This is a genomic window from Xanthobacter autotrophicus, from assembly GCF_030015065.1.
GTDB classification, from domain to species: Bacteria; Pseudomonadota; Alphaproteobacteria; order Rhizobiales; family Xanthobacteraceae; genus Xanthobacter; species Xanthobacter autotrophicus_D.
The window spans coordinates 11,689-37,530 of sequence record NZ_JAIVFN010000017.1 but is presented as its reverse complement, the minus strand read 5'-3'; the positions used below and the strand labels follow the sequence as shown (position 1 = coordinate 37,530).

The following is a 25,842-nucleotide window of genomic DNA, read 5'->3' as shown; positions in this document are numbered from 1 at the left end:
GCGCCCGGTCGCCATGCGCCGGTGAACTTCCGCAATCCGCCCGGCCTGTCGCCCGGACGGCGCACGCCAAGTCGCGCGCCCTTAAGAGCAATTTCGTCGCGCGAGCGGGGGCCCGTTTCGCTTGAAAATGCTCCAGCCTTCGCAGGGATGAACGTTAGCTTCGCGAGCGCCGCCTGCGCCGGCCTTCGCGCTGGTCTGAAAATGCGATCGGTCGTTAAGTCTGGATCTGTCTGATCACCGAGCCCCGTTCCGTGCCCCCAGCACGGCCGCCGTTACACGATACGCTGCCGGGCCATCCAGCCCGTGCGCGCTCAACACCGTGAAACGATCCAACCGCAGGATGCGGGCACGAGCGCAGCATGCGCGCGCATCGTCCCACCACATCCATAGCGCCCGAAACATCCGCTTGAGATTTCGGAAGCCCGCATCAGCCCCTTGGACCAACGCATCGGTTCGATTCCTGAGGCAGACACTAGCCATTTCCCTCCAAGGTTCCAAGCGGTTTTTTCTCGCTTTGCGGATGGCCGGCCTGCGAGCGCCGCCGCGCGTCCGCCCCGAAACTCATGCCCGGCAGGCGACGAGTGCCCTTGGAACACCTGAAAGGTCCCGGCGCGCGGGACCGGCCACAGCGAGCCCCGCCGCTGCAACCAGCGCCGCCACTTCCGGTTCCTGCCCGGCGCCGAGCTCCAGGACGGCGACGCCGCCCGGACGCAGCAGCCGCGGCAGGTCGGCGGTGATGGCGCGGTAGGCGAGGAGGCCGTCCGCGCCGGCCTCCAGCGCCAGATGAGGATCGTGAAGGCGCACCTCCGCCGGCAGCTCCGTCATGGCGGACGTGGTGATGTAGGGCGGGTTGGAGACCACGAGGTCGAAGCCGCCGGCCAGCGCCGCGCCCCAGTCGCCGACCACGACGAGGGAGCGGCCGGCAAGTCCGTTGCGTGCCAGATTGTCGCGCGCGGTCGCGGCCGCGCCTTCCGCCCGGTCCACGCCGATGCCGGTGGCGTTCGCGAGCTCCACCAGCAAGGCGGCGAGGATCGCGCCGGTGCCGGTCCCGAGGTCGAGGATGGTATAGGGCGCGTCCCGGTCGGGAAGCGCTGAGAGGGCGGCCTCCACCACGGTCTCGGTGTCGGGGCGCGGCACCAGCGTGTCGGGGGACAGATGGAGGTCGAGGCTCCAGAACTCCCGCCGGCAGCGGATGCGCGCCACCGGTTCGCCGCCCGCCCGCCGCCCGGCGAAGGCCCGGGCCATCGTGGCGGCCTCGGGGGGAACCACGGCATCGGCGCGCAGCAGCAGGTCGCCCGGCGCGTAGCCGAGCGCGTGCGCCAGCAGCAGGCGGGCATCGAGGTCCGGGGTCTCCACGCCGGCCGCGGCGAGGGCCGCCGCCATCTGTCGGCGCAGCGCGCCGATGGTCAGGGTGTCAGCCATGGAGGCTGCCCGCCGGCACGGCTCATCCCTCTTCGGCCGCGGCCAGCAGGGCGGCCTGATGCTCGGTGATGAGGGGAGCGATGATCTCGTCCAGCGCGGTGCCCGCAATCACCTCCTCCAGCTTGTAGAGGGTCAGGTTGATGCGGTGGTCGGTGACGCGCCCTTGCGGGAAATTATAGGTGCGGATCCGCTCGGAACGGTCGCCGGAGCCCACCTGGCCGCGGCGCTCGGCGGCGCGGCCAGCCTCCTTCTTCTGGCGCTCGTCGTCGAGCAGGCGTGCGCGCAGGAGCGCCATGGCGCGGGCCTTGTTGCGGTGCTGGGAGCGCTCGTCCTGCACCGCCACCACCGTGTTGGTGGGAAGGTGGGTGATGCGCACCGCGCTCTCGGTCTTGTTCACGTGCTGGCCGCCCGCGCCCTGGGCGCGGTACACGTCGATGCGCAGGTCCGCCTCGTTGATGTCCACGTCCACGTCCTCCGCCTCGGGCAGCACGGCGACGGTGGCCGCGGAAGTGTGGATGCGCCCGCCGGCCTCGGTGGCCGGCACGCGCTGCACGCGATGAACGCCGCTCTCGAACTTGAGGCGCGCATAGGCGCCACGCCCGTGGACCGCGGCGATGATTTCCTTGTAGCCGCCCATGGTCCCCTCGCTTTCGGAGAGGATTTCCACGCTCCAGCCCTTCTCTGCGGCATAGCGGGCATACATGCGATAGAGGTCGCCGGCGAACAGGGCGGCCTCGTCGCCGCCGGTGCCGGCGCGCACCTCCAGGATGATGCCGCGCTCGTCCATGGCGTCCTTGGGCAGGAGGGCGAGGCGCACGGCGGTGACAAGCGCGCCGATGCGGCCTTCCAGGCGTTCCACCTCCGCCGCCGCCATCTCCCGCATCTCGGGGTCGGCGGCGGATTCAGCCAGGAGCTCGCGCGCGCCTTCCAGGTCGTGCTCGGCGTCCCGGAGGGCGCGCACCTGCTCCACCACCGGCGAGAGGTCGGAAAACTCGCGACCGAGGCGCACATATTCCTCGCCCTCCGCGCCCCGGGAGAGGGCGGCCTCGATCTCGGCATGGCGCGCGACCAACTGGTCGAGCTTGGCGGTGGGCAGGGCGGTCATTCTCTAAGGGGTGTTCCGCAAAGGTAGGGGCGGGGTTGCGTCGGGAAAGCGCGGCGAAACGGCGGTTCGAGCGCTAAAGCGGCAGGCCGCTCGCCTTGGCGAAGACGGAGAGGGCAGCGCGCGGGTCGGCCATGCCGCTCTTGTCCTCCAGCAGCGGCAGCAGCACCTTGCGGGCGGCGGACACGTCCAGCTCCAGCATCATCGCCTTCACCGGACCGATGGCGGCCGGCGACACCGAGAGCGCACGGAACCCCAGTGCGGCGAGCGCCACCGCCTCCAGCGGACGCGAAGCCAGCTCCCCGCATAGGGTCACCGGCTTGCCGTGGCGCTGGCCGGCTTCCGCCACCAGGCGGAAGGCCCGCAAAGCGGGCGGCGACAAGGGATCGAAGCGGTCCGCCACCCGCACATTGGAGCGGTCGGCCGCGTAGAGGAACTGCACGAGGTCGTTGGAGCCCACGGAGAGGAAGTCGGCGCGGGACAGGATCTCGTCCAGCTGGAACAGCAGGGACGGCACCTCCACCATGGCCCCCACATACACCTTCTCGGGCAGGCCGTGGCCGTGCTTGCGCAGGTGCGTCAGCTCGCGCTCGACGATGGCGCGGGCGCGGTCGAACTCCTCCACCGCCGCCACCATGGGGAACATGATGCGCAGATCGCGCCCCGCGCCGGCGCGCAGCAGCGCGCGCAGCTGGCTGCGCAGCAGGCCGGGCCGGTCGAGCCCGAGGCGGATGGCGCGCCAGCCCAGCGCCGGATTCTCCTCCTCGACGGTGCGCATGTACGGCAACACCTTGTCGCCGCCAATGTCGAGGGTGCGGAAGGTGACGGGCCGCTCGCCGGCGGCATCCAGCACCGCGCGATAGAGCTTCAGCTGCTCCGAGATGCGCGGGAAGGCCGAGGCGATCATGAACTGCAGCTCGGTGCGGAACAGGCCGATGCCCGCCGCCCCGGTCTCCGCCACGTGGGGCAGGTCCACCAAGAGGCCGGCATTGAGATGCAATTCGATGTGCACGCCGTCCTTGGTGACGGAGGGGCGGGTGCGCAAAGCGGCATACTGGGCCTGGCGGCGGGCGCGGAAGCGCACCTTCTCCGCATAGGCTTCCTCGACGTCGCCGGGCGGGCGCAGATGCACCTCGCCGGCCTGCCCGTCCACGATCATGGGGTCGCCGGGATCGGCGAGGCCCGCGGCGTTCTCCACCTGGCCCACGGCGGCGATGCCGAGCGCGCGGGCGACGATGGTGACGTGGCTGGTGGTGCCGCCTTCCTCCAGGACGAGGCCGCGGATGCGCGAGCGGTCATAGTCGAGCAGCGCCGCGGGGCTCATGTTGCGGGCAACGAGGATGGCGTTCTCGGGCAGGGCCTCCCGCTCGGTCCCCCGCGCGCGGCCGATCAGCTCGCGCAGCAGGCGGTTGGCGAGGTCGTCGAGGTCGTGCAGGCGCTCGCGCAGATAGGGGTCGGAGGCGCGCATCATGCGGGCGCGGGTATCCGACTGTACCCGCTCCACCGCGCCCTCCGCGGTGAGGCCGGAGAGCACGGCCTCGCGCATCTTGTGCATCCAGCCGCGGTCGTGGGCGAACATGCGGTAGGCTTCGAGGATGTCGCGGTGCTCGCCGGCCTTGGCGAGGCCGTCATCCTCCAGCATCAGGTCGATGGAGTGGCGCAGCTTGCCGATGGCGGCGTCGAGACGCGCGGTCTCCTTCACCACGTCGTCGGCAATGACGTTGGTGACCTTGATGCGCGGCTCGTGCAGCACCACGTGGCCGAGGCCGAGGCCGTCCGCCAGCACCACGCCCTTCAGATGCAGGGGCCGGCGCACCGCCGGCTCGGCGCCGGGCTTGGCCAGCGCGGTGAGCTCGCCGGAGGCGATCATCTCCGCGAGCACCATGGCGGTGGTCTGGAGCGCCTCGATCTCCTCTTCCGTGTAGGTGCGCCGGGCCCGGTTCTGCACCACCAGCACGCCCAGCGTGTTGCCGGCCCGAAGGATCGGCACGCCGAGGAAGGAGTTGTAGATTTCTTCGCCCGTCTCCGGCCGGTAGGAGAATTCCGGATGGTTGTGGGCGTCGGACAGCGCGAGGGATTCCGCCTCGCGGGCCACGTGGCCGACCAGGCCCTCGTCCACGCGCATGACGGTCAGGTGAACCGCATCGCGGTTCAGGCCCTCGGTGGCATAGAGTTCGAGCGTCTGGTCGACGCGCAGCACGTAGACCGAGCAGACTTCCGCCACCATGTTGGCGGCGATCAGCACCACGATCTTGTCGAGGCGGTCCTGCGCGCTGACCTGCTCCGCCATCACCTCGCGGAGGCGGCGGAGCAATACGCGCGGACCGCCGAGCGCGCCACGCATCGGCCGCATCCTCAAATGTCGGCGGGTTCAGGTGCCCGCGGGGCTCTTCGTTGAACGGCGCGCCCCCGCGGGTCCGCCCTCAGCTGTCCAGCCCGTATAGCGAATGGAGAGTCCGAACCGCAAGTTCGGTATATGCCGCATCGATCAGGAACGAAATCTTGATCTCCGAGGTGGTGATGGCACGGATGTTGATTCCCTTGCCCGCCAGCGCTTCGAACGCCTTGGCCGCGACGCCGGCGTGCGAGCGCATGCCGATGCCGATCACCGAGACCTTGGTGACGTCGGCGGCGCCTTCCACCACCTGGTGGGCGATGGTGTCCTTGGCCTTCTCGATCACCGCCTTGGCGCGCTCGAAATCGGCGGTGGGGACGGTGAAGGTGATGTCGGTGAAGCCGTCGGCCGACACGTTCTGCACGATCATGTCCACATTGATGTGGGCGTCGGCCAGCGGCCCGAACACGGCGGCGGCGATGCCGGGCTTGTCGGCCACCCGGCGGATGGAGACCTGGGCTTCGTCCTTGGAGAAGGCGATGCCGGTGACCACCTGCGATTCCATCTGGTTTGCCACGATCTCCTCCTCGTCGCAGATGAGCGTTCCGGCCTTCTCCACGTTCGCCATCTCGGGGGCGTCGGGATCCACAAGGCTCGAGCGCACGAAGGTGCGCACATTATGCACCATGGCGAGCTCCACCGAGCGCACCTGCAGCACCTTGGCCCCCAGCGAGGCCATTTCCAGCATTTCCTCGAAGGCGATGCGGTCGAGGCGCCGGGCCTTCTGCACCACGCGCGGGTCGGTGGTGTAGACCCCGTCCACGTCGGTATAGATGTCGCACCGCTCCGCCTTCAGCGCCGCCGCCACCGCCACCGCCGAGGTGTCGGAGCCGCCGCGGCCCAGTGTGGTGAGGCGCCCGGTGGGCAGGTGGATGCCCTGGAATCCGGCGATGACCGCCACCTCGCCGCCGTCGATGGCGGCGCCGAGCTTGTCCCCGTCGATGTCGAGGATGCGGGCGGAGCCATGCGCCTCGTCGGTGGAGATGGGCAGCTGCCAGCCCTGCCAGGAGCGGGCGGACAGGCCCATTTCCTGGAGCACGATGGCCAGCAGTCCGCTGGTGACCTGCTCGCCGGAGGCGACCACCGCGTCATATTCACGCGGGTCGTAGAGGGCGGAGGCATCCTTGCACCAGCCCACCAGCTCGTTGGTCTTGCCCGACATGGCGGAGACCACCACCGCCACCTGGTAGCCGGCGGCAACCTCGCGCTTGACGTGGCGCGCCACATTGCGGATGCGCTCGATATTGGCGACCGACGTGCCGCCGAACTTCATCACCAGCCGAGCCATCGCTCGTGCCTTTCTTCGCCTGGAAAACGGATGGGAGACGTCTCTGGGCGGCCCGCGCGGCGGCGGGCCGGGGTCAGGGGAGCGTCATTTTCGCCGGCGCGCCGCACCGAGGCGCCGGACGGCGCGCGGGTCGAGGCGGGTCAATTGGGCCGAGCGGAACATCCCGAAAGTCCTCCCGCGCGGGTTCGATCATGGGCGCGCGGTGTGATTGCGCGCCTCCATAGCGGCAAGTGGGGGCGGGGGCAACCGGTGCGGCTCACGTCCATGGCCCCATCGCCGGCTGGTCCTGCCGCCGGGGAGGGAGCGCCGTGCTGCTGGTCGCGGCCTTGCCGGCCGCGCGGCCCTGAGCGATGAGTCGGTCCCATCGCGATCCCGTGCCCCGACGCAGATGCGCGTCGAGTGGACACCCCTTCGCGCCGATCCCGCCGGACATCGTCCCCGGACATCCCGCTTGGTGACCCCAGCCATGACCGCACCCGACGCCTTCCCCCTCGATCCGCGCCTTGAGGCCGATGGTCCCCCCGCCGGCGACCTGCCGTTGTGCCATGTGCGGCTCGTGGACGATGCCCGCTTCTTCTGGGTGGTGCTGGTGCCGCGCCGGGCGGGGCTTGTGGAGATCATCGACCTTCCTGCGCCCGACCGCCTCGTCCTCATGGAGGAGATCGCCGCCGTCAGCGCCGCAGTGAAGGCGGCATCGGGCTGCGTCAAGCTGAACGTGGCGGCGCTGGGAAACGTGGTGTCCCAGCTGCACGTGCATGTGGTGGGCCGCAATGTCGGCGACGCCGCATGGCCGGGGCCGGTCTTCGGCGCCGGCACGCGCATGCCCCTCGGAGGACCGGAACGCAGCGCGCGTCTCGCAGCCCTGCGCAGTCGGCTCGCTTTCTCCTGAGGGACGCGCGGCGACGGTGCGACCTTGCCTCCCGGCCGCGCCCATGCGACGGTCTGCACAGATCGCCCATGCGACCTTTCCTGCCGGAACCCCTTGCTTTCCATGTCTGTTCTTTCCCGTCCCGAACTCGGTGCGTGGCCGGCCCTCGGCTATGTCGGAAGCCCGCTCGATCGGGCGGCGCATCTGCGCTCCAATGCCGGCGAGCGCATCGCTGATCCCGAAGCCCGCTTCTACCTGCTCGGCGGCGAGCTGGTGGCGCTCAAGGGCGAGGGCCCGGTCTTCGACCCCCTGTTCTCCCGCGCCGAGGCGCAGGCCCAAGGACGGGGAGAGCCGCTCTTCCTCGGGCTTGACGCGGGCGCGCCGCGCTTCGCCTTGTCCTTCGATCCCGGTCTGAGGGAAGAGCTGGAAGGGCAGGGGCTGAAGGTGACGGACCTGCGCTCCGTCGCCGTGGGCGGGCTGGTGCTGCCCCGCCATCTTCCCCCCATCGCCTGCGGCAAGGCGTTGTTCGGCTGGCACGGCCGGCATGGCTTCTGCGCCAATTGCGGCTCCGCCTCGCGCATCGTCGACGCCGGCTGGCGGCGCGATTGCCCGTCCTGCGGGGCGCAGCATTTCCCGCGTACCGACCCGGTGGTGATCATGCTGACCGCGGCGGGCGACAGGTGCCTCATGGGCCGCCAGCCGCATTTCGCGCCCGGCATGTGGTCGTGCCTTGCCGGCTTCGTGGAGCCGGGCGAGACCATCGAGGAGGCGGTGCGCCGCGAGACGCTGGAGGAGGCGGGGCTGACGACCGGCCGCGTCACCTATCGCTCCTGCCAGCCCTGGCCCTTCCCCATGTCGCTGATGATCGGCTGCCTCGCCGAGGCCACGAGCCGCGACATCGTCATCGACCGCAACGAGCTGGAGGATGCCCGCTGGTTCCACCGGGACGAGGCGGCCCTGATGCTCGCGCGCACCCATCCGGACGGCCTGTTCGTGCCGCCGCCCGTCGCCATCGCCCATCACCTCATCCGCGCCTTCGTCGAAGGCATCAATGCTTGACGCCAAGGCGCGGGCGCGGTCGCCGCGGTCCCATATCCGGCGGGCGATCGAGCGCCTCTTTCCCGATCCCCGGCGCGGCAGCCGCACCCCGCGGCGCCCGGTGTCGCTGGTCTACGGGCTCGACGACAAGGTGCCACCGACCGCCCTGGTGCCGCTTGCCGCCCAGCACGCCATGCTGGCGGTCACCTTCCTGATCTATCCGGTGCTGGCGGCCACCGAGGCGCGGCTGCCGGCGGACCAGATGTCGGCCATGCTCTCGGCCTGCGCCATGAGCATCGGCGTCGCCACCATCATCCAGTGCCTGCGCACGCGCTTCGGATCGGGCTATCTCGCCGTGCACATCCCGGCGCCGGGGGCGATTCCGCTGGCCGCGCAGGCGCTGATGCTGGGCGGGCTCGGGCTCATGGCCATGACCACGCTGCTGGTGGGCATCTGCCAATTGTTCATGGCGCGCCTGGTGCGGCCGCTCAGGGTGCTGCTGCCGCCGGAAGTGTGCGGCGTGGCGGTGAGCATGCTGGGCGTGTCGCTGGCGGGGCCGGCCTTGCGCCGGGCGCTCGGGCTCGACCACGGTCCGCTGGTGGCGCAGAATGCGAGCCTCGCCAGCCTCGCCACCGTCGGCATCATCGTCGCCATCACCGTGTTCGCGCCGCGACGGCTGAAGCTGTTCGCGGTCTTCGCCGGCGCCGGCATCGGCTGGGTGCTGGCGCTCCTGCTCGGCGCGGGGCATCCGGAGGCGGCCGCGGCCATCGCCGCTGCGCCCCTGGTCGCCTGGCCGACGCTGACGCTGCCCAGCCTCCAGTTCGCCCCGGCGCTGTTTCCGCTGATGGCGCTCCTCGTGATGATGAACCTCGTGGACGTGCTCTCGGTCACCGTCTCGCTGGAGAAGATGAACGACGCCGACTGGCGCCGCGCCGACATGCAGGCCGCCCAGCGGGCGGTCACCGCCTGCGGCATCGGCAACATCCTCAACGGGCTGACCTCCGGCTTCCAGTCGGGGCTGTCCTCCTCGTCGGTGGGGCTGGCCTTCGCCACCCAGTCCACGGCGCGCACCATCGGCATTCTCGCCGGAGCCATGATCTTCGCCATCGCCTTTGTCCCGAAGGCCATCGTGGCGCTCACCCTCATCCCCTCGCCGGTGATCGGCGGCATCCTGCTCTACACCTCGTCCTATCTGGTGGTGGCGGGCATGGATCTCGTGACCTCCCGCCGCCTCAGCGAGCGGCGGGTGTTCGTGGTGGGGCTGTCGGTGCTGGCGGGGCTGTCGGTGGCGCTCCTGCCGCTGCGCGAGCAACTGCCGCTGGCGCTCCAGCCGCTGTTCTCCACACCGCTCACGGTGGGGGCGCTCAGCGCCATCCTGCTGAACCTGCTGTTCCGCATCGGCATCGCCCGCGAGACCGGGCAGATGGTGCCGGAAGGGGTGCACGCCTTCCCCTTCGCCCGCGACTTCCTGGAGCGGCAGGGCGATGTGTGGGGCGCCCGCCGCGACGTGATCGCCGCAGCCATCCCGACCGTGGCGCAGGCGCTGGAGCTCGTCACCGACGCCGGCATCGCCGAGGGGCCCATCGAGCTGCGCGCCCGTTTCGACGAGACCCACCTCGACGTCTATCTCCTCTATGACGGCGAGGTGGTGGAGGCGCCCAAGGAGCGGCCCTCGCCCGAGGCGCTGCTGGGCGACGCCAGGGAACAGGCCTCGTTCGCCGCCTGGATGCTCAAGCGGCTGTCCGACCATGTGCATTTCGGCCGCAGCGGCGGCCGGGCGCGCATCGCCCTGCGCTTCGACCACTGAGGCATGAGCTCGGAGCGTCGCGTCAGAACGCCTCTGGCATGGTCTCGAACTGCGCCCGGTAGGGATGGGCGGGATAGACGCCGAGAATGCGCATCTCGCGGGAGAAGAAGGCAAGTTCCTCCAGCGCCAGCTTCACGGGGCGGTCGTCCGGGTGGCCGTCCACGTCGGCATAGAACTGGGTGGCGGTGAAGCGGCCGTCGAGCTGGTAGGATTCCAGCTTCGTCATGTTCACCCCGTTGGTGGCAAAGCCCCCCAGCGCCTTGTAGAGCGCTGCCGGCACGTTGCGCACCCGGAACACGAAGGTGGTGATGACCGGACCGTTGCCCGCCGGAGCCCATTCCCCGCCGCGGGCGAGGATGATGAAGCGCGTGGTGTTGTGGGCCTCGTCCTCGATGTTCTCGGCGAGGATGTCGAGCCCATAGATGTCGGCGGCAAGGCGCGAGGCGATGGCGGCGCGCGTGACGTCGCCGGCCTCCGCGATCTCGCGGGCGGAACCCGCGGTATCGGCGCCGATGACCGCCGTGAGGTTGAGGGTGCGGATGGCCTTGCGGCACTGGCCCAGCGCCATCACGTGGCTCTGCACGCTCTTGAGGGTGGACAGGCTCGCGCCCTTCACCGCCATCAGCTGGTGCGACAGCGGCAGGAAGTGCTCGCCGACGATGGACAGGGACGAGTGCGGCATGAGGTGGTGAATGTCCGCCACCCGGCCCGCCACCGAATTCTCGATGGGAATCATCGCATAGGTGGCCGCCCCGCTCTCGACCCCGGCGAAGGCGTCCTCGAAGGTGGCGCAGGGCACCGCCTCGAAATCCGGGAACACCTCGCGGCAGGCGATGTGCGAATTGGCGCCCGGCTCGCCCTGGAAGGTGATGCGGCGGATCATGGTGTCCTCACTTCTGTTCGGCCATCCTGTTCGGCCTTTTCCCGGGCGAGAATCGCGCGGGCGCGGTCGAGGTGAGCCTGGGTGTCCACCCCCAGCGGCACCGTGTCCACCACCGCCACGTCGATGCGCATGCCGGCTTCGAGCGCCCGCAGCTGCTCCAGCTTCTCGCGCTGCTCCAGTACCGAGGGGGCGAGGGCGACGAATCGGGCCAGCGCCGGCCGGCGATAGGCGTAGAGGCCGATATGGTGGTAGAGCGGTCCCGCGCCATGGGGCGCCGTGGCACGGGTGAAATAGAGCGCGCGCAACAGGTCGTTCGCCACGGGCGAGCCCACCACCTTGACCACGTTGGGGTCGGTGCGCTCCTCCTCCTCCACGATCTCGGCGCAGAGCGTCGCGATATCCACCGCCGGCTCGGCGAGGGGCGCCAGCGCCCGGCGGATGGTGGCAGGGGCGATGGTGGGCAGGTCGCCCTGCACGTTCACCACCACGTCCACGGTGCCATCCGGGTCGAGCGCGCCCAGCGCCTCGAAGATCCGGTCGGAGCCGGAAGGATGATCGGCGCGGGTCAGGACTGCTGCGAAGCCGGCGGCCCGGACGGCGACGGCGATTTCTTCGGAATCCGTGGCGACCGCCACCCGCCCGATGGCGGCTGCGGCGGCGCGCCGCGCCACCTCCACGATCATGGGGCGGCCACCCACGTCCGCCAGCGGCTTGCCCGGCAGGCGGGTGGCGGCCATCCGCGCGGGGATCAGCACGAGCACGCGTTCGCTGGGCGTGGCGTGGGACATGTCGGGCGGTGGCTCCCTTCGGGCCGCGTCCGGAGCGGGCGCGGGGAGTGGCATTGGGGCGCGCCTTATACGGGTTGCTTCGCTCACATCAAAGTGCTTAGTGTCGCCGGCGGTGCGCGGGGTTCTTCGCGCGCCGCTCATCGACATGCTTGCAAGCCCGGCCGGACCCAAATCCCATGCGCCGCGGCGGCGAGGATCAAGGGCTCCGAGGGGCGAAGCGCCGATGGACTTTTTTGAATTGAACAAGATCGCAGGTGCGGTTCTGGGCACCTTGGCGCTTACCCTCGGGCTGGGGATCGTGTCGCAGATCCTGTTCACGCCCGAAGCGCCCGCGAAGCCCGGCTTCGATATCGTGGTGCAGGAAGGCGGCGCCGCCTCCGCCGGCCCCGCCAAGGCGGCGGAAGTGCCGATCGAGCAGCTGTTCGCCACCGCTTCCGTCGAGAAGGGCATGGCTGCCGCCAAGAAGTGCGCCGCCTGCCACAATTTCCAGGAGGGCGCCGGCGCCAAGGTGGGTCCGGACCTCTACAGCATCGTGGGCCGCCCGGTGGCGTCCGTCGCGGGCTTCGGCTATTCCGCGGCCATGAAGGCGAAGGGTGGGGACTGGACGCCCCAGGCCCTCAACACCTTCCTCACCAATCCGAAGGCGGCCGTGCCCGGCACCGCGATGGCCTTCGCCGGGATCGCGAAGGAAGCGGAGCGGGCCGACCTCATCGCCTATCTCAACAGCCTGTCCCACAGCCCCAAGCCGCTGCCCACCGCCGCGAAGTGAGGGGGGCTTCGGTACGCCGTTCCATGGCGGCGCGCCGGGGAGCGGAATATGGAGGGCGGTCATTCCGCCCAAGCTGTTGAGGCCAGCCTGTTTCACGTCATTGTCATCCGCGCTGCCGGGTGCCCGAATGCAAGGCCGATCCCCGTGGGATCGGCCTTTTTCGTGCCTGCGCCCCCTTGGCAATTGCGGGATGGCGGCGCGGGCCGAAGCGCCGGCCCGGCTGCCGCCATGTTTCTGCCGTCGCTCCCGGTGTCATAATCAGGTATTGCCGAGATCACCGGAATCGCCCTGGAGACACCGATGCGCCTGCCCTCCGTCCGCCGCCTCGCCGTCCTCGCAGCCGTGGCGTGGGCCGCGGTCGCTCCGGCCGGCCTTGCGCAGGCGCAGGTTGCTTCGGGCAGCGCAGCGCCGGCGGTCCCCGCGTTCCGCCACGGCCTCTCCCTCATGGGGGAGCCGAAATATCCCGCGGGCTTTCCCCATTTCGATTATGTGAATCCGGCGGCGCCCAAGGGCGGACTGCTGCGCCTTGCCGAAGACGGCACCTTCGACACCTTCAACTTCGTGGTGCCGAGGGGCACGCCGGCGGCGGGCATCAATCTCGTCTACGACACGCTCATGACCGCCTCGTATGACGAGGTGTCGAGCGAATACGGCCTCATCGCCGAGGGTGTCAGCCACCCGGCGGATTTCTCCTCCGTCACCTACCGCCTGCGGGCCGACGCCAAATGGCATGACGGCAGCCCCATCACGCCGGACGACGTGGTCTTCTCCTTCGAGGCGCTGACGAAGAACAACCCCAACCAGCGCTTCTATTACAGCCATGTGGTGAAGGCCGAGAAGACCGGCGAGCGCGACGTGACCTTCACCTTCGACCAGGCCGGCAACCGCGAGCTGCCTCAGATCGTGGGCCAGCTCACCATCCTGCCGAAGCACTGGTGGACCGGCACCGACGCCGCCGGCAAGCCGCGCGACATCACCCAGGGCTCGCTGGAGGTGCCGCTGGGCTCCGGCGCCTACCGGGTCAAGAGCTTCGTGCCCAGCCGCTCCATCACCTATGAGCGGGTGAAGGACTATTGGGCCAAAGACCTCAACGTGAATGTGGGCAAGGACAATTTCGACGAGATCCGCTACGAGTATTTCCGCGACGACACGGTGATGCTGGAGGCCTTCAAGGCCGACCAGTACGACTTCCGGACCGAATCCTCCGCCAAGAACTGGGCCACGGCCTACGACTTTCCGGCACGCGCCGAGGGGCGGGTGGTGCTCGAAATGTTCGAGAACCGCGCCTCCGGCATCATGCAGGCCTTCATCCCCAACCTCAGGCGCGACAAGTTCAAGGACCCGCGGGTGCGCCGGGCGCTGAACTATGCGCTCGATTTCGAGGGCATGAACCACACCCTGTTCTTCGGCCAGTACAAGCGCATCAATTCCTACTTCTCGGGTACGGAGCTCGCCTCCTCCGGCCTGCCGCAGGGCCGCGAGCTGGACATCCTGAAGACCGTGAAGGACCAGGTGCCGCCGCAGGTCTTCACTACGGCCTACACCAATCCCGAGAGCGGATCGGAGGATGCGCGGCGCGCCAACCTGCGCGAAGCCGCCCGCCTGCTGAAGGATGCCGGCTACGAGATCAGGAACCGCAAGCTGGTGGACGCCAGGGGCGAGGCCTTCACCCTGGAGCTGCTCATCTCCAGCCCGGCCATGGAGCGGGTGGCGGTGTTCTACAAGCCGGCGCTGGAGCGCCTCGGCATCACCGTGACCATCCGCCTCGTGGATTCCTCCCAGTACATCAACCGGGTGCGGGCGCGCGACTTCGACATGATCGTCTCCGGCTGGGGCCAGTCGCTCTCGCCGGGCAACGAGCAGCGCGAATATTGGGGCACGGAAGCCGCCGACCGGGAGGGCTCGCGCAACCTCGCCGGCATCCGGGACAAGGCGGTGGATGCCCTGATCGAGAAGGTGATCTACGCCACCGACCGGGCGGACCTGGTGGCCGCCACCCACGCCCTCGACCGCGTGCTGCTGTGGAACGAATATGTCGTCCCCGCCTGGACGCTGAACTATACCCGCACGGCGCGCTGGGATCGCTTCGCCCGTCCCGCGACGCTGCCCACCTATTCCTTCGCCTTCCCGGACATCTGGTGGTTCGATCCGGCCAAGGCGGCCAAGGTGAATGCGGTCGGCCCGGCCAGCGGCGGGGCGAACAGCACCGGGGCTGGCAAATGAGCCTGTCGCGCCGCTCGCTGCTGCTGTCGGCGGCCTCCGCCGTCACCCTCCTGCCCACCCTCGCGCGGGGACAGCCGGCGCCGCAGGACGCGGCGGCGAACGAGGGCGCGGCCTCCGCCGCCGCGGTGGAGCGGCACGGCCTGTCGTTCTTCGGGGATCTGCGCTATCCCGCCGGCTTCACCCATTTCGATTATGTGGACCCGGACGCGCCCAAGGGCGGACCGTTCTCCCAGATGGGCCGGGCGACCTTCTACAACCAGTCGCTCCTGACCTTCGACACGCTCAATCCCTACAACCAGCGCGGCAACGGCGCGCAGGGCATCGAGCTTGTCTACGACACGCTCATGACCGCAGCCGGCGACGAGAAGAGCGCCATGTATGGCCGCCTCGCCGGCTCGGTGGTGATCGCCGACGAGGGGCTCACCTACCGCTTCAAGCTGAGGCGCGAGGCGCGCTTCCACGACGGCACGCCGGTGACGGCGGCGGACGTGGTGGCCTCGTTCGAGGCATTCAAGGCGGACGGCTACGAGACCATCCGCATGGCCCTGCGCGATCTGACCGCAGTGGAGGCGGACGGGCTGGGAGAGGTGGTGATGCGCTTTCGCCCTGGCCGCGCCCGCGACGTGCCGCTCACCGCCGCCGGCCTGCCCGTCTTTTCCAGGGCGTTCCTCGCCAAGCACCCGTTCAACCAGTCCTCGCTGGAGGTGCCGCTGGGCTCGGGGCCGTATCGGGTGAAGAGGTTCGAGCAGGGCCGCTTCATCGAATATGAGCGGGTGCCCGACTATTGGGGCCGCGACCTGCCGGTGATGAAGGGCCGCTTCAACTTCGACACGGTGCGCTACGAATATTTCCGCGACCGCGTGGCGGGCCTGGAAGGCTTCAAGGCCAGGGCCTATCTGTTCCGCGAGGAGTTCACCGCCCGCGAATGGGCCACGGCCTACGATTTCCCCGCCGTGCGCGAGGGACGGGTGAAGGTGGAGACCCTGCCGGACGAGAGCTTCTCCGGGGTGCAGGGCTGGTTCTTCAACACTCGCCGGCCCAAGTTTTTCGACCGGCGCGTGCGCGAGGCCATCGGGCTCCTGTTCGACTTCGACTGGACCCGCAAGAACCTCATGTATGACACCTATACCCGCACCGTCTCCTTCTTCCAGAATTCGGAGATGATGGCGCAGGGGCTGCCATTCCCCGCCGAGCTGAAGCTGCTGGAGCCGTTCCGCGACCGCCTGCCGGAAGAGGTGTTCGGCGAGCCCTATGTGCCCCCCGCCTCCGACGGCACCGGCGAGGACCGCAACCTGCGCCGGCAGGCCCTGAACCTCTTGAAGGACGCCGGCTGGAGCGTTCAGCAGGGCAAGCTGGTGGACGCCAGGGGCGAGGCCTTCACCATCGAGTTCCTGGACGATGACGGCGGCATGGAGCGCCATACGGCGCGCTTCATCGGCCACCTGAAGAAAGTGGGCATCGACGCCACCTTCCGCATCGTGGACCCGGCCCAGTTCCAGCTGCGCCTGCAGGGCTTCGACTTCGACATGATCGTGCGGCGCTATTCCTTCGCGCCCTATCCGGGGGACGAGCTGCGCGCCTATTTCTCCACCGAGGCGGCGCGCACCCGGGGCTCCTACAACGTGGCCGGCATTGCCGATCCGGCGGTGGATGGGCTCATCAATGCGGCGCTGGCCGCCCCCGACGCTGCCGCTCTCGTCACCGCCTGCCGGGCGCTGGACCGGGTGCTGCGCGCCGGGCGCTACTGGATCCCGCAATGGTATTCCGGCCAGCACCGCATCGCCTATTGGAACCAGTTCGCCCGCCCCGCCCTCAAGCCGCGCTACGATCTGGGCGCGCTCGACACCTGGTGGAGCACGGGCGCGGAGCCGGCCCGCAACGGTTGAGGCCGGCGGTCGAACCCGGCGGTTGAGAGGGGGCGGTTGACGATGGGAGCCCTTGGCTGCACCGTCGCGCCGGATCGGGAGACAGAATGCTCGCCTACATCATCCGCCGCATCGCCCTGATGGTGCCGACCATTCTCGGCATCATGCTGGTGTCGTTCGTGGTCATCCAGTTCGCCCCCGGCGGTCCGGTGGAGCGGGTGATCGCCCAACTAACCGGCGACGACGTGTCCGCCACCTCCCGCGTCTCCGGCGGGGGCGGGGACTTCTCGGGCGCGGGCGCCGCCGCCCAGGCCGGCGCGGCCATGGATGCGGCCTCCTCCAAGTACCGCGGCGCGCAGGGGCTGGACCCGGCCTTCATCAAGCAGCTGGAGGCGCAGTTCGGCTTCGACAAGCCGGCCCACGAGCGCTTCTGGAAGATGATCAAGGACTATGCGACCTTCGATTTCGGCCGCTCCTATTTCCGCGACATCACGGTGCTGCAGCTGATCGGCGAGAAGATGCCGGTTTCCATCTCGCTCGGCCTGTGGATGACGCTGCTCACCTATCTCATCTCCATTCCGCTCGGCATCTCCAAGGCCATGCGCGACGGCTCGCGGTTCGACATGTGGACCTCGGCGGTGATCATCGTCGGCTATGCCATCCCCTCCTTCCTGTTCGCGATCCTGCTCATCATCCTGTTCGCGGGCGGCTCGTTCCTCGACCTGTTCCCGCTGCGCGGGCTGACGTCGGAGAACTTCTGGCAAATGAGCTGGCCGGAGCGCATCGCCGACTATGCCTGGCACTTGGTGCTTCCGCTCACCTCCATGGTGCTCGGCGCCTTCGCCACCATGACGCTGCTCACCAAGAACTCGTTCCTTGAGGAGATCCGCAAGCAGTATGTCACCACCGCCCGGATGAAGGGGCTGAGCGAGGGGCGGGTGCTCTACGGGCACGTGTTCAGGAATGCCATGCTGATCGTCATCGCCGGCTTTCCCAGCGCCTTCATCGCCGCCTTCTTCTCCGGCTCGCTGCTGATCGAGACCATCTTCTCTTTGGACGGGCTCGGCCTGCTCGGCTTCGAGAGCGTGCTGAACCGCGATTATCCGGTGGTGTTCGCCACCCTCTACATCTTCTCGCTGGCCGGGCTCATCGTCGGCCTCATCTCGGACCTCACCTACATGCTGGTCGATCCGCGCATCGACTTCGAGACGCGGGAGGTCTGAGCCATGGATGCCGTCCCCGTGCTCCAGCCCGGCGAGCCCACCGACGTGGCCGCCGCCCGCGACGTGCCCCACGGCCAGCTCCAGCCGCCGGGGGCGGCCAAGCCCCGAGGGCGCTTCGACCTTTCGCCCCTGAACCGGCGCCGCCTCGCCAATTTCCGCGCCAACCGGCGCGGCTACTGGTCGTTCGTCATCTTCATGGTGCTGTTCGTCATCAGCCTCAGCGCCGAGTTTATCGCCAACGACAAGCCGATCCTCGTCTCCTATGACGGGGGCTATTATTTTCCGGTCGTGCGGGCCTATCCGGAGACGACCTTCGGCGGCGACTTCGAGACCGACGCCGATTATCGCGATCCCTTCCTGCAGAAGCTGATCGCGCAGAAGGGGGGCTGGATGATCTGGCCGCCGATCCGCTTCTCCTATTCCACCCACAATCTGGACCTGCCCACCCCCGCGCCCTCTCCGCCCACCTGGATGCTCACCGAGGCGCAGTGCAAGGCGGTAGCGGACAAAAAGGGGGTCAACGGCTGCTCGGGCCTCGAATACAACTGGCTGGGGACGGACGACCAGGGCCGCGACGTGGTGGCGCGCCTCATCTACGGCTTCCGCATCTCGGTGCTGTTCGGGCTCGCGCTCACCATCGTCTCCTCGGTGATCGGGGTGGCGGCGGGAGCGGTGCAGGGCTATTTCGGCGGCTGGATCGACCTGTTGTTCCAGCGCTTCATCGAGATCTGGACGGCGATCCCCTCGCTTTATTTGCTGCTCATCATCTCCTCGGTGCTGGTGCCCGGCTTCTGGGTGCTGCTGGGCATCCTGCTTTTGTTCTCGTGGGTCTCGCTGGTGGGGCTGGTGCGGGCGGAGTTCCTGCGCGCGCGCAACTTCGAGTACGTGCAGGCGGCCCGCGCGCTGGGCGTGGGCAACCTCACCATCATGACGCGGCACATGCTGCCTAACGCCATGGTGGCGACGCTCACCATGCTGCCCTTCATCCTGTCGTCGTCGGTGATGACGCTGACCGCGCTGGACTTCCTCGGCTTCGGCCTGCCGCCGGGCTCGCCCTCGCTGGGTGAACTGCTCTCGCAGGGCAAGAACAACATCCAGGCCCCGTGGCTGGGCCTCACCGGCTTCTTCACGGTGGCGGTGATGCTGAGCCTTTTGATCTTCATCGGCGAGGCGGTGCGCGACGCCTTCGACCCGCGCAAGACCTTTTCGTGAGGGACGGACCCATGACCCAGCCCCTCCTGTCCGTCGAAGACCTCTCCGTCGCCTTCCGCCGGGTTGATGATCCCAGCGGCACCGGGCAGGCGCTGGCGGTGAAGCATGTGTCGTTCGACCTCGCCAAGGGGGAGACGCTGGCGCTGGTGGGCGAATCCGGCTCCGGCAAGTCGGTGACGGCGCTTTCCATCCTCAAGCTGCTGAACTATCCCGCCGCGAGCCACCCCTCGGGCCGCATCCTGTTCGAGGGGCGCGACCTGCTGGCCGTCCCCGAGCGCGAGCTGCGGGCGGTGCGCGGCAACAAGATCACCATGGTGTTCCAGGAGCCCATGAGTTCCTTGAACCCGCTCCACACCATCGAGCAGCAGGTGGTGGAGATGCTGACCCTCCACCGCGGCATGGGCGCCGCCGCCGCGCGCGCCCGCACGCTGGAGCTTCTGGGCGAGGTGGGCATCCCCAAGCCGGAAGAGCGGCTTTCCGCCTATCCGCACCAGCTTTCCGGCGGCCAGCGCCAGCGGGTGATGATCGCCATGGCGCTCGCCAACGAGCCGGACCTGCTCATCGCCGACGAGCCCACCACCGCCCTCGATGTCACCGTGCAGGCCCAGATCCTGAAGCTCTTGAAGGAGCTTCAGGCCCGCCTCGGCATGGCCATGCTGTTCATCACCCACGACCTCAACATCGTGCGCAAGATCGCCGATCGGGTGTGCGTGATGCAGCGGGGCGAGATCGTGGAGCAGGGCGGGGCGGAGGAGACCTTCCTTAATCCGCGCCACCCCTACACCCAGGCCCTGCTGAAGGCAGAGCCGAAGCCGGATCCCGCCCCCATCGTCCCCGACGCGCCCATCGTGGTGGAGACCACCGACCTCAAGGTGCACTTCCCCATCAAGCGCGGCATCCTGCGCAAGACGGTGGGCTACGTGAAGGCGGTGGACGGCGTCTCCATCGCCATCCGCCGCGGCGAGACGCTGGGGGTGGTGGGCGAATCCGGTTCCGGCAAGACCACGCTGGGCCTTGCCTTGCTGCGCCTCATCTCCTCGAAGGGGCCGGTGGCCTTCCTCGGCCGGCGCATCGACGGCCTCTCCTTCAAGGCCATGCGACCGCTGCGGTCCGACATGCAGATCGTGTTCCAGGACCCCTATGGGGCGCTCTCGCCGCGCATGTCGGTGAGCGATATCGTGGGGGAGGGGCTTCTGGTCCACCAGCGCGGCCTGTCCGCCGAGGCCCGGGAGGCGCGGGTGGTGGCGGCGCTCGCGGATGTGGGCCTCGATCCCGAGAGCCGGCACCGCTATCCCCACGAGTTCTCCGGCGGCCAGCGCCAGCGCATCTCCATCGCCCGCGCCATGGCGCTGGAGCCGTCCTTCGTGGTGCTGGACGAGCCCACCAGCGCCCTCGACATGATCGTGCAGGCGCAGATCGTGGACCTTTTGCGCGCGCTCCAGCGCAAGCGCGACCTCACCTTCATGTTCATTTCCCACGATTTGCGCGTGGTCTCGGCGCTGGCGAGCCGCATCCTGGTCATGCGCGACGGCAAGATGGTGGAGGAGGGGCCGGCGCGCACCGTGTTCGAGCAGCCGAAGGAGGCCTATACGCGGGCCCTGTTCGCCGCAGCCTTCAACCTGGAGATCGCCGGCCAGGGCGTGGTGCGCCAATGACCAAGGCGGAGCCGCCCCTGATGGAGGATCGCCCCGCGCGGGTGGACGTGGAAGGGCCCGAGCTGCTGGCGAAGGGCTTCCGGCCCTATGAGCGCTACCGCCTGGTGCTCCACCACGACGATGGCACCTGCGACGCCCAAGTGCGCGACATCGTCCGCGGCGGCCGCGTGGTGGGGGTGCTGGGCTATGATCCCGGGCGCGATCTCGTGGTGCTGATCCGCCAGTTCCGCCTCACCGCCCATCTCGCCCAAGGGCGGGGAGAGCTGGTGGAGATCGTGGCCGGGCTGGTGGAAGAGGGCGAGGACCCGGAAGCGGCGGCGGTGCGCGAATGCGTCGAGGAGACGGGCGTGGAGCCGCGCCTGGTTTTGCCCATGCTCACCTTCACGCCGACGCCGGGCGTCACCGACGAGTTCGCCCTGATGTATCTGGGCATCCTCGATGCCGGGGCGCTGCCCGCGCGGGCCGGGGCGCGGCACGAGACGGAGATGACGCAGCCGTTCGCAGTGCCGGTGGACGAGGCGCTTGCCGCCATCGCGCAGGGGCGCTGCATCAACGGCTTCCTTATCATCGCCCTGCAATGGCTGGCGCTGAACCGCGCTCACCTGCCGGAGCTGATCGCGGCGGCGGAGCGGTCCTGACCTTTACCAGCGGCCTCGATCGAAGGCCGAGGCCGTTGGTATCACACGTGGTGCTCGAAGCGCTCCAGGTCGAAGGCCGCCACGTCCTTCAGCAGTTCCACGAAGGCCCGCGCGCCGAATTCCGCTGCCGCCTCGCCCTTGAGGGCGGTGGCGCCGCGCGCATCGCCCATGGCGCCATCGGCGCTCAAATCCTCGGCGAGCCAGCCGAAGCCCACCGGATGGTTGGCCCGAAGCCGCGCGAACTCGCTCTCCATGGCCACGCTGTAGGGGGTGAAGTCGCCCGCATGGGTCATGTCCACCAGCTCGGGGCGGAAGGCGAGCATGAGCGAGGTCTCGATCTCGCCGCCATGGATGCCGTGGGCGCGCTCATGCTCCGTGAACAGGCCCACCGGATAGCCGAAGCGGTGCATGGAGCAGGTGACGGCCAGCATGCGGTGCCTGATGCGCAGGGTGCGGGCCACGAGATCGATGACCGGCACGTTGCCGCCGTGGGTGTTCATGAGCACCAGCCGCCGCACCCCGGCGCGGGCGAGGCTCTCGCCCAGCTCCGCCCAGGCGGCGAGCGCGGTGGCGGGCGACAAAGTGAGGGTGCCGGCGAAGGTGATGTGCTCGTCCGACTTGCCCACCGCCTGCACCGGCAGGAACACGGCATCCAGATCGCGGGGGACCTGGGATGCGATGCGCTCGATATAGCCTTCGGCGATGAACAGGTCGGTCCCCAGCGGCAGATGCGGGCCGTGCTGCTCCACGGCGGCGACCGGGAGCACGGCGACGAGGCGCGTCTTGTCGAGGGCGGCGATGGCCGGGGAGGAGAGTTCTGCCCACTTGAGAAACACCAGCCACCTCCTGAGGTGCCACCGCCATCTGCGGCGTCTCGTCCATGGGGCTGAAAAAGTGCATGGAGTCAAGGGGCTGACTGTTGGGGAGCCATCCCTGCCCCCAGCTCTGCCGGTGCGGGTCGCAGGTGCAGCTCCACCGTATCCGGAGTGGTTCCTGCGGAGAACAAAAGGGACTTTTCCACAGGCTGTGATTCGCGCGCCTTTCGTTCCTTTTTTGTTTCGTTGCGCCGCCCCTGTGGTCCCGATCCGGAACACCCGGTCGTGCCCCGCGCCCTGCCGTGTCGCATATGGTGCATGGACCATGCGGGGTTGGCGGGGGCATGCAGAACGCGGCGCGAACCGTCGGGCAGCGGTGATTCGCTCCCCTTGCGTTCGCAAATTGTTCACGGCCCCCCCTTTCGCCATGGTCCCCCTGTCCCGATATGCTACAGACCCCCACACACCTGAGTGGACCAGAATTCAGCCGATGGACGACGTCACCCAATGGGCCGTGCTGCCGCGCAATCTGAGGGCGCGGGGGGTGAGCGCGGTCCTCGGCCCCACCAATACCGGCAAGACCCATCTCGCCATCGAGCGCATGCTGGGCCATGAGAGCGGCATCATCGGCCTGCCGCTGCGCCTGCTCGCGCGCGAGGTGTACCAGCGCATCGTCGAGCGGGTGGGGTCGGAGAAGGTCGCCCTCGTCACCGGCGAGGAGAAGATCAAGCCGGCGGCGCCGCGCTACTGGGTCTCCACCGTGGAGGCCATGCCGCGCGACCTGGACGTGTCCTTCGTCGCCATCGACGAGATCCAGCTCGCCACCGACCTGGACCGGGGCCACGTCTTCACCGACCGGATGCTGAACCGTCGCGGCCGGCACGAGACGCTGCTGCTCGGCTCCGCCACCATGCGCCCGCTGATCGAGAAGCTGATCCCGGGCGTGAACATCGTGGTGCGCCCGCGCCTCAGCACCCTCACCTTCGCCGGAGAGAAGAAGATTTCCCGCCTGCCCCGGCGCTCGGCCATCGTCGCCTTCTCGGCCGAGGAGGTCTATTCCATCGCCGAGTTCATCCGCCGCCAGCGCGGCGGGGCGGCGGTGGTGATGGGCGCACTCTCGCCCCGCACCCGCAATGCCCAGGTGGAGCTCTACCAGTCCGGCGACGTGGACTATCTCGTCGCCACCGACGCCATCGGCATGGGCCTCAATCTCGACGTGGACCATGTGGCCTTCGCCTCGGACCGCAAGTTCGACGGCTGGCAGTTCCGCAAGCTCAACGCCTCCGAGATGGCGCAGATCGCCGGCCGCGCCGGGCGGGCGACGCGCGACGGCTCGTTCGGCACCACCGGGCGGTGCCCGCCCTTCGACGAGGAACTCGTGGGGCGGCTGGAGGAGCATGTGTTCGACACCGCGAAGGTGTTGCAATGGCGCAACGCCGTTCCGGATTTCCGCACCGCCGCCGCCCTTCTCGCCAGCCTCTCCCAGCTGCCCAGGGAGGAGGGCCTGACGCGCGCGCCCGTCGCCGACGACCTGGCCGTGCTCGAAATCATGAGCCGGGACACGGAGGTGACAGCCCGCCTCGCCTCGGCTTCGGATGTGGAAAGGCTGTGGGATGCGTGCCAGGTGCCGGATTATCGCAAGGTCTCTCCAGGGGCCCATGCGGAGCTCGTGGCAACGCTTTTCGGGCATCTTTCCGGGGGCGGATTCATCCCCGATGACTGGTTCGCGCGTCAAATCGCCTTGACCGATCGCCAAGAAGGCGACATCGACACGTTGTCGAACCGGATCGCGCAGGTGAGAACCCTTACCTTCGTGGCCAACCGGCCCGACTGGCTCAAGGACCCGGGGCACTGGCAAGGCGTCACGAGAGGGGTCGAGGACAAGCTGTCGGACGCATTGCACGAAAGGCTGGCCCAGCGTTTCGTGGACCGGCGAACCAGCGTGCTCATGCGGCGCCTGCGAGAGAACACGATGCTCGAAACTGAAATCAGCAAGACCGGTGACGTTACCGTTGAAGGCCATGTCATCGGCCACCTCCATGGCTTCCAGTTCGCCCCGGATCCGGCGGCGGGCGGGGAGGAGGCCAAGGCCCTGCGCGCCGCTGCCCAGAAGGCGCTGGCGGGCGAGATCGAGCAGCGCGCGGGGCGTGTCGCCCAGGCGGTGGACGAGGCCTTCGTGCTCACCTTCGACGGCACCATCCGCTGGACCGGCGAGGCCGTGGCCAAGCTCATTCCCGGCGACGAGGTGCTGAAGCCGCGCTTCAAGATCATCGCCGACGAGCACCTCACCGGCACCGCCCGCGATCAGGTGGAGGCGCGCATCACCCTGTGGGTCTCGGCCCATATCGAGAAGCTGCTCGGCGCGCTCACCAAGCTCGGCACGGCGGAGGACATCACCGGTATCGCCCGCGGCATCGCCTTCCAGATCGTCGAGAGCCTCGGCGTGCTGGAGCGTGCCCGCGTGGCCGAGGAGGTGAAGGGGCTCGACCAGGCGGCCCGCGCCACCCTGCGCGGCTATGGCGTGCGCTTCGGCGCCCACCACATCTACCTGCCGGCGCTGCTGAAGCCCGCGCCGCGTTCGCTGGCAGCCGAGCTTTATGCGCTGAAGCATGGCGGCCTCGCCCAGAAGGGGCTCGACGAGCTGCCGCACCTGGCCGCCTCCGGGCGCACCTCCATCCCCGTGGATCACGAGATCCAGAAGGGGCTCTACCGCGCCGTGGGCTTCCGCGTGTGCGGCGAGCGCGCCGTGCGCGTGGACATCTTGGAGCGGCTCGCCGACCTCATCCGTCCGGCGCTGGCCTGGCGGCCCGGCTCCGCCGGCCCCAAGCCCGCGGGCGCGGTGGACGGGCGCGGCTTCACCGTGACCGTGGGCATGACCTCGCTGGCCGGCTGCTCGGGGGAGGATTTCGCCTCCATCCTGAAATCGCTGGGCTACCGCATGGAGCGCCGCCCGCCACCTCCGCCGGAGGCCGAGGCCCCGGCGGTCGCGCCCGCGCCGGCCGAGTTCGCGCCCTTGCCGGAAGGCGCCATCGAGGCCGACCTCCTGTTCGATGCGCCGCCCGCCGAGCTTGCGCCTGTGGTGGCTCAGGAGGCGCCCGAGGCGGAAGCGTCCCAGCTTGAGACATCCGGGGACGAGGCGGCCGAGATCGCGGCGTCCGAGATCGAGGCTTCTGCCTCCGACGTTGAGATGATCGCGGCCGATGTGCCTGAGGCCGAGCCCGCTGCCGCTGAGTCGGAGGAGGCGGACGCCGTCCTCGCCGACGAGATCGAGGCGGAAGTTACGGTCGAGGCCCTTGAGGAAACCGGTGATCCCACCGCTGCCGAGGTGGCGGCAGAGGTCAACGCGCCCGCCGTGCCCGGCGGTCCGGAGACGGTGGAAGGCGCGCCCGCCGAGCCCGAGATGATCGAGGTGTGGCGCCCCGGCCGTCCGCCCGGTGCGCCGCGCCGCGAGCGTCCCCACGGTGAGGGCCGCCGTTTCGGCGACCGCAAGGAGGGTGAGCGCCGCGAGGGTGGCAAGGACAATGAGCGCCGCGGTGAGCGGCGCGATGGTCGCCCGCCCCATCGCCGTCCGGAGCAGGCGCCTGCCGCGGAGGCTGGCGCGCCCGGCGCCCAGGGCGAGCGCCCGCCGCGGCCGCCCCGGGGTGACCGCCCCTTCCGCGGGCCGCGCGAGGGCGAGGGCAATCGGGGTCCGCGCCCCGAGCACCGTCCGGACCAGCGTGCCGAGCATCGTCCGGCGCACCAGGAGCGCCGGCGCGACAAGCCGGCGGATCCGGACAGCCCGTTTGCCGCCCTCGCCGCGCTGAAGGCGCGCATGGAAGCGGAGAAGAAGGGCAAGTGATGGGGCCCGCGAG

Annotated in this window: 18 protein-coding genes; 11 read left to right on the top strand and 7 right to left on the bottom strand. The window is 69.4% G+C overall.

The window, feature by feature from the left end; translation table 11 throughout:
• Window positions 1–561: 561 nt before the first annotated feature.
• The 4 genes from prmC to K9U40_RS05920 form a co-directional block, all read right to left on the bottom strand.
• Complete coding sequence (gene prmC / locus K9U40_RS05935; protein WP_282889289.1) at window positions 562–1,422, bottom strand: peptide chain release factor N(5)-glutamine methyltransferase; 861 nt, start codon at window positions 1,420–1,422, stop codon at window positions 562–564.
• 22 nt (window positions 1,423–1,444) lie between these two features.
• Window positions 1,445–2,527, bottom strand: a complete 1,083-nt coding sequence (prfA, locus tag K9U40_RS05930) for a peptide chain release factor 1 (protein WP_282889288.1) — start codon at window positions 2,525–2,527, stop codon at window positions 1,445–1,447.
• Between the two features lie 73 nt (window positions 2,528–2,600).
• On the bottom strand, window positions 2,601–4,868 hold the full coding sequence (ptsP, locus tag K9U40_RS05925) for a phosphoenolpyruvate--protein phosphotransferase (protein WP_282889287.1): 2,268 nt from the start codon (window positions 4,866–4,868) through the stop codon (window positions 2,601–2,603).
• 79 nt (window positions 4,869–4,947) lie between these two features.
• Entirely contained in the window at window positions 4,948–6,207 is a 1,260-nt protein-coding gene (locus K9U40_RS05920; protein ID WP_282889286.1) for an aspartate kinase, read from the bottom strand.
• A 466-nt stretch (window positions 6,208–6,673) separates the two neighbouring features.
• Between K9U40_RS05920 and K9U40_RS05915 the strand changes: the two genes are divergently transcribed.
• From K9U40_RS05915 to K9U40_RS05905, 3 genes are all read left to right on the top strand, one after another.
• Window positions 6,674–7,096: an HIT domain-containing protein gene (locus K9U40_RS05915; RefSeq protein WP_282889285.1), complete on the top strand. Its 423-nt coding sequence runs from the start codon at window positions 6,674–6,676 to the stop codon at window positions 7,094–7,096.
• Window positions 7,097–7,198: 102 nt separating this feature from the next.
• Entirely contained in the window at window positions 7,199–8,134 is a 936-nt protein-coding gene (nudC, locus tag K9U40_RS05910) for an NAD(+) diphosphatase (protein WP_282889284.1), read from the top strand.
• A complete protein-coding gene (locus K9U40_RS05905; protein ID WP_282889283.1) occupies window positions 8,127–9,920 on the top strand; it encodes a uracil-xanthine permease family protein in 1,794 nt (597 codons plus the stop codon). Before nudC ends, K9U40_RS05905 begins: the two co-directional genes overlap by 8 nt.
• Window positions 9,921–9,942: 22 nt before the next feature.
• Here the strand turns inward: K9U40_RS05905 and K9U40_RS05900 are convergent, their stop codons facing one another.
• Together K9U40_RS05900 and K9U40_RS05895 are read right to left on the bottom strand one after the other, a co-directional pair.
• The gene (locus tag K9U40_RS05900; RefSeq protein ID WP_282889282.1) at window positions 9,943–10,803 is read right to left on the bottom strand and encodes a prephenate dehydratase; all 861 of its coding nucleotides are present in this window, start codon (window positions 10,801–10,803) and stop codon (window positions 9,943–9,945) included.
• A complete protein-coding gene (locus K9U40_RS05895; RefSeq protein ID WP_282889281.1) occupies window positions 10,800–11,591 on the bottom strand; it encodes a 3-deoxy-manno-octulosonate cytidylyltransferase in 792 nt (263 codons plus the stop codon). The genes K9U40_RS05900 and K9U40_RS05895 overlap by 4 nt, the downstream gene beginning before the upstream one ends.
• A gap of 223 nt (window positions 11,592–11,814) precedes the next feature.
• On the opposite strand from K9U40_RS05895, the gene K9U40_RS05890 reads away from it, so the two are divergent.
• The 7 genes from K9U40_RS05890 (at window position 11,815) to K9U40_RS05860 (ending at window position 21,176) form a co-directional block, all read left to right on the top strand.
• Window positions 11,815–12,360 (top strand): c-type cytochrome, encoded by a 546-nt coding sequence (locus K9U40_RS05890; RefSeq protein WP_282889280.1) that lies wholly within the window; start codon window positions 11,815–11,817, stop codon window positions 12,358–12,360.
• Window positions 12,361–12,660: 300 nt separating this feature from the next.
• Window positions 12,661–14,583: an extracellular solute-binding protein gene (locus K9U40_RS05885; RefSeq protein ID WP_282889279.1), complete on the top strand. Its 1,923-nt coding sequence runs from the start codon at window positions 12,661–12,663 to the stop codon at window positions 14,581–14,583.
• Complete coding sequence (locus K9U40_RS05880) at window positions 14,580–16,469, top strand: extracellular solute-binding protein (protein WP_282889278.1); 1,890 nt, start codon at window positions 14,580–14,582, stop codon at window positions 16,467–16,469. Before K9U40_RS05885 ends, K9U40_RS05880 begins: the two co-directional genes overlap by 4 nt.
• Before the next feature lie 86 nt (window positions 16,470–16,555).
• A complete protein-coding gene (locus K9U40_RS05875; protein WP_282889277.1) occupies window positions 16,556–17,671 on the top strand; it encodes a microcin C ABC transporter permease YejB in 1,116 nt (371 codons plus the stop codon).
• Between the two features lie 3 nt (window positions 17,672–17,674).
• Window positions 17,675–18,883 (top strand): ABC transporter permease, encoded by a 1,209-nt coding sequence (locus tag K9U40_RS05870; protein ID WP_282889276.1) that lies wholly within the window; start codon window positions 17,675–17,677, stop codon window positions 18,881–18,883.
• Between the two features lie 11 nt (window positions 18,884–18,894).
• Window positions 18,895–20,538 carry an ABC transporter ATP-binding protein gene (locus K9U40_RS05865; protein WP_282889275.1) on the top strand — a complete coding sequence of 548 codons (1,644 nt, stop codon included), beginning with the start codon at window positions 18,895–18,897 and terminating at the stop codon, window positions 20,536–20,538.
• Complete coding sequence (locus tag K9U40_RS05860) at window positions 20,535–21,176, top strand: NUDIX domain-containing protein (RefSeq protein WP_282889274.1); 642 nt, start codon at window positions 20,535–20,537, stop codon at window positions 21,174–21,176. Before K9U40_RS05865 ends, K9U40_RS05860 begins: the two co-directional genes overlap by 4 nt.
• Window positions 21,177–21,217: 41 nt before the next feature.
• On the opposite strand, the gene K9U40_RS05855 is transcribed toward K9U40_RS05860, so the two are convergent.
• Complete coding sequence (locus K9U40_RS05855; protein WP_282889273.1) at window positions 21,218–22,012, bottom strand: creatininase family protein; 795 nt, start codon at window positions 22,010–22,012, stop codon at window positions 21,218–21,220.
• 469 nt (window positions 22,013–22,481) lie between these two features.
• On the opposite strand from K9U40_RS05855, the gene K9U40_RS05850 reads away from it, so the two are divergent.
• Window positions 22,482–25,829: a helicase-related protein gene (locus K9U40_RS05850; protein WP_282889272.1), complete on the top strand. Its 3,348-nt coding sequence runs from the start codon at window positions 22,482–22,484 to the stop codon at window positions 25,827–25,829.
• Window positions 25,830–25,842: the final 13 nt, after the last annotated feature.

What these genes read in the sequence shown, in the direction of transcription:
- prmC (WP_282889289.1), bottom strand. Translation starts at nt 1,422, where the DNA reads ATGGCTGACACCCTGACCATCGGCGCGCTGCGCCGACAGATGGCGGCG.
- prfA (WP_282889288.1), bottom strand. Translation starts at nt 2,527, where the DNA reads ATGACCGCCCTGCCCACCGCCAAGCTCGACCAGTTGGTCGCGCGCCAT.
- ptsP (WP_282889287.1), bottom strand. Translation starts at nt 4,868, where the DNA reads ATGCGTGGCGCGCTCGGCGGTCCGCGCGTATTGCTCCGCCGCCTCCGC.
- K9U40_RS05920 (WP_282889286.1), bottom strand. Translation starts at nt 6,207, where the DNA reads ATGGCTCGGCTGGTGATGAAGTTCGGCGGCACGTCGGTCGCCAATATC.
- K9U40_RS05915 (WP_282889285.1), top strand. Translation starts at nt 6,674, where the DNA reads ATGACCGCACCCGACGCCTTCCCCCTCGATCCGCGCCTTGAGGCCGAT.
- nudC (WP_282889284.1), top strand. Translation starts at nt 7,199, where the DNA reads ATGTCTGTTCTTTCCCGTCCCGAACTCGGTGCGTGGCCGGCCCTCGGC.
- K9U40_RS05905 (WP_282889283.1), top strand. Translation starts at nt 8,127, where the DNA reads ATGCTTGACGCCAAGGCGCGGGCGCGGTCGCCGCGGTCCCATATCCGG.
- K9U40_RS05900 (WP_282889282.1), bottom strand. Translation starts at nt 10,803, where the DNA reads ATGATCCGCCGCATCACCTTCCAGGGCGAGCCGGGCGCCAATTCGCAC.
- K9U40_RS05895 (WP_282889281.1), bottom strand. Translation starts at nt 11,591, where the DNA reads ATGTCCCACGCCACGCCCAGCGAACGCGTGCTCGTGCTGATCCCCGCG.
- K9U40_RS05890 (WP_282889280.1), top strand. Translation starts at nt 11,815, where the DNA reads ATGGACTTTTTTGAATTGAACAAGATCGCAGGTGCGGTTCTGGGCACC.
- K9U40_RS05885 (WP_282889279.1), top strand. Translation starts at nt 12,661, where the DNA reads ATGCGCCTGCCCTCCGTCCGCCGCCTCGCCGTCCTCGCAGCCGTGGCG.
- K9U40_RS05880 (WP_282889278.1), top strand. Translation starts at nt 14,580, where the DNA reads ATGAGCCTGTCGCGCCGCTCGCTGCTGCTGTCGGCGGCCTCCGCCGTC.
- K9U40_RS05875 (WP_282889277.1), top strand. Translation starts at nt 16,556, where the DNA reads ATGCTCGCCTACATCATCCGCCGCATCGCCCTGATGGTGCCGACCATT.
- K9U40_RS05870 (WP_282889276.1), top strand. Translation starts at nt 17,675, where the DNA reads ATGGATGCCGTCCCCGTGCTCCAGCCCGGCGAGCCCACCGACGTGGCC.
- K9U40_RS05865 (WP_282889275.1), top strand. Translation starts at nt 18,895, where the DNA reads ATGACCCAGCCCCTCCTGTCCGTCGAAGACCTCTCCGTCGCCTTCCGC.
- K9U40_RS05860 (WP_282889274.1), top strand. Translation starts at nt 20,535, where the DNA reads ATGACCAAGGCGGAGCCGCCCCTGATGGAGGATCGCCCCGCGCGGGTG.
- K9U40_RS05850 (WP_282889272.1), top strand. Translation starts at nt 22,482, where the DNA reads ATGGACGACGTCACCCAATGGGCCGTGCTGCCGCGCAATCTGAGGGCG.